The organism is Bacteroidota bacterium, assembly GCA_034723125.1.
Classification (GTDB): Bacteria; Bacteroidota; Bacteroidia; order CAILMK01; family JAAYUY01; genus JAYEOP01.
This window is the reverse complement of the sequence record JAYEOP010000164.1, coordinates 1-2,793: the sequence shown is the minus strand read 5'-3', so window position 1 is coordinate 2,793 and position 2,793 is coordinate 1. Positions and strand designations below refer to the sequence as shown.

General features: G+C 28.9%; 4 protein-coding genes. 2 read left to right on the top strand and 2 right to left on the bottom strand.

What is annotated here, in order from left to right; all coding sequences use genetic code 11:
• The first annotated feature begins 159 nt into the window (after nt 1-159).
• Nucleotides 160-540, top strand: coding sequence for a hypothetical protein (locus tag U9R42_04890; GenBank protein ID MEA3495353.1), 381 nt, complete (start codon nt 160-162; stop codon nt 538-540).
• An 11-nt stretch (nt 541-551) separates the two neighbouring features.
• Nucleotides 552-959 (top strand): hypothetical protein, encoded by a 408-nt coding sequence (locus U9R42_04885; protein MEA3495352.1) that lies wholly within the window; start codon nt 552-554, stop codon nt 957-959.
• 72 nt (nt 960-1,031) lie between these two features.
• Here U9R42_04885 and U9R42_04880 read toward each other — a convergent pair whose 3' ends face one another.
• Both U9R42_04880 and U9R42_04875 read right to left on the bottom strand, forming a co-directional pair.
• Entirely contained in the window at nt 1,032-1,601 is a 570-nt protein-coding gene (locus U9R42_04880) for a 3'-5' exonuclease (GenBank protein MEA3495351.1), read from the bottom strand.
• Nucleotides 1,602-1,658: 57 nt separating this feature from the next.
• Nucleotides 1,659-2,483 carry an alpha/beta hydrolase gene (locus U9R42_04875; GenBank protein ID MEA3495350.1) on the bottom strand — a complete coding sequence of 275 codons (825 nt, stop codon included), beginning with the start codon at nt 2,481-2,483 and terminating at the stop codon, nt 1,659-1,661.
• Nucleotides 2,484-2,793: the final 310 nt, after the last annotated feature.

Genomic DNA, 2,793 nt, shown 5'->3' with positions numbered 1-2,793 from the left:
ACAAGAAGAAAAATTAATCAGACAAAAAATAATTTAAATTCTAAATGATACATTTGAATGCAACTTGTTATAAAATTGTAATATCTAATATTTTTTAAAAAATTTGGTTATTATTATTATTATTATTGCATTTCTTTTAACCTTTAAAAAAGTAATGTTATGAAAAAAAACACTTTAAAAATTGTTGTAATCTTATTTCTTAATTTTTTGTTGCTTTCAACAATCACAGAAGCAAAACCAAAACGTGTGGAAGTAGAAGGTGAAATCACGGACCAAAACGGTAAAGTTTGGCATTATTCAGGATGGATTGAATTTAAATTGCTTCCTCCAACATTAACAGATTATGATATTTGGGTTACTGATCCTAATGGAATCAGATATCATTTTACTGGGATTGTAATGGTTAATTCATCAGATTGTACTGGACACTTTTACGATGAACATTGTATGTATTTAACTAATGAACAGGGTGATATTGTTAATATTAATACAATTCCTTGGCTTGAAATTTATGAGGCATTAAAAACACATATTGATTAAAATAAACTGAAATGATTAAATTTATTTTTTTAAAAAGAATTTTCATAGTAATATTATTGTGCTTCGTAATTGTAGCTTGCACTTATCAAAAAAACGAAAAATCAATTCAAGGAGAATGGAAAATTGAATCCTTTGACTTATTCAATAAAGATACAATCTCTCTTGAGCAAATTCTGCTTTTTGAAGTTTTTAAAGATATTGATACTCTTTATATGGTAATAAATGATGAGGAAATTATTATCAAAGACAATAGAAATCAAATTCTTGACAATTCAAAATATCAATGGTGCAAGGATAAAAGTGCTTTTTACGTTGATAATAAAACTACAGAAGATTATAAATGTACAGTGATATTTAAAAAAGACGAGTCATTAGTTTTAAAATTTAAGGAATTCTCCTATCATTTATCAAAACGATAATTCTCTTTTAGTAATAAGTACAGCGGAATATTAAAGGATTGTATGTAGAAAAAAAGATGTTTGAATAATTTTTTAAATTACATGCAATTCTTTTAATCTCCAAAAGCATTTTGCCGTAGCATTAATATCCGCGGCTGCATCGTGAGCTCCTTCAAAACTTTTACCAAATAATTTTGTATGCAATTCAGCTAAATTAGGCCATTTATAACCGTATCTACCAGGAAGCCTGCAAAAGTTAGTGGATGCTTTCATTGTGCAAATACGCTTTTTTTGAAATAATTTATTGGCAACTTTTTTTCGATAAAATTCAGCACCTACAATTTTCTCATCAAAACTAATATTATGTGCTACAATTGAATTTGCTTTTTCAATATCCTTTGCAAAGAGAATTAAAATTTCATTCAAGTCCTGCCCTTCGGAAATTGCTTTTTCTGTTGAAATACCATGAACCCTTGATGCTTCTATCGGAATTGTAAAACCTTCTGGTTTAATAATAAATTCTTTGCCGTCAATTCTGTTTCCGTCATTGTCATAAAGCAACCAAGCTATTTGAACCAATCGTGGCCAATTATCACTGTCTTCAATTGGTGCTTTATAATTTCTGGGAAGTCCTGTTGTTTCTGTATCAAAAAATAAGTACATAATTTTTATCGGGTTATTTTAATTTTAGAATGAGTTAAATTATTTGAAAAAAATATTTTAAACTCCTAAAAAATCTTTTATTTCTTTAAAATAATCGGCTTTGCTACTTGTAAAAGTGGTTTTCATATTTGCACCTTCAACAACATAAGTGTCTGTAATTTTCTTTTTTATTCTTGATAATTCTTTAAGGTCATCTTCGGTAAAAAGCAAATCTTCGGAACCTGCTATTATTAAAATTCCAATTAATCCTACACCTTTTTCTTCAAGAGCATATTTTGGTTCCATTACATTTTTGTTAAAACCAAGAGGAGTAAGTACTTTTTGACCATAAGCCTCCATGTATCTTTTTTGTACAAGTTCAAAAGTAAGATATGGAGAGTCGGCAATAACTTTACTAACTTTTGGATCGTTTGCACCAATGCCAATTGATAAGCCTGCTCCAATTCCTATTCCGTATAAATGAAGGGTTTTTAAAGAACCATATTTTCTATCAACATATTCAACAGCAGCATTTAAGTCTTTTTCAAATTGATTGTAAATGTAGAATTTTTTGTTAATTTTAAAATCATCACTTTTACCAAATCCTCGATAATCGTAAGTAAGAACATGATAGCCAAGTGAAAGAAAGTTACTTGCAAGCTCTATCAGGTCAGCCATATTTCCATCACCGTCATCGCTTAAAATGATGCATTTACGGGAGCTTCCTTCGGTTGCATCAAAAAACCATGCATGTAATTGCAGTCCATCGCTGGTTTTAATTTTCACGGTTTTATAGTCCATTCCATAATCAGCGGGAGTTATGGAATATTCTCGAACGGGATTAAGTGCAAAAGAAAAAACAGAAAAGGAAAGAAATACAAATGCTAATATTAGTTTTTTCATAATAAATCAATTTTAGATTAGTTTTTTTATTGCGGTAAAAATATTAAATATGAATCATTATACCAACTGTATTTTTAAATTAGTTTTGATTAATTAGTGCCTCTTATACCAAGTTGCGTGAAAATATAAACAACTTACCAGTCCGCAGTAGGCAGTCTCCAGTCGGTAGCCAAATTACCAATCCTAAAACCTCCAATGTAATAATTTGAGTTTTTACCTTAAAATTTCTCCTCAAGGAGAAAACACAAAAGAGGTAAAAAAGAAGCAAAAACTCAAATTATGGAATCGCTAAAAAATATAAAGTTAAAAT

What these genes read in the sequence shown, in the direction of transcription:
- U9R42_04890 (MEA3495353.1), top strand. Translation starts at nt 160, where the DNA reads ATGAAAAAAAACACTTTAAAAATTGTTGTAATCTTATTTCTTAATTTT.
- U9R42_04885 (MEA3495352.1), top strand. Translation starts at nt 552, where the DNA reads ATGATTAAATTTATTTTTTTAAAAAGAATTTTCATAGTAATATTATTG.
- U9R42_04880 (MEA3495351.1), bottom strand. Translation starts at nt 1,601, where the DNA reads ATGTACTTATTTTTTGATACAGAAACAACAGGACTTCCCAGAAATTAT.
- U9R42_04875 (MEA3495350.1), bottom strand. Translation starts at nt 2,483, where the DNA reads ATGAAAAAACTAATATTAGCATTTGTATTTCTTTCCTTTTCTGTTTTT.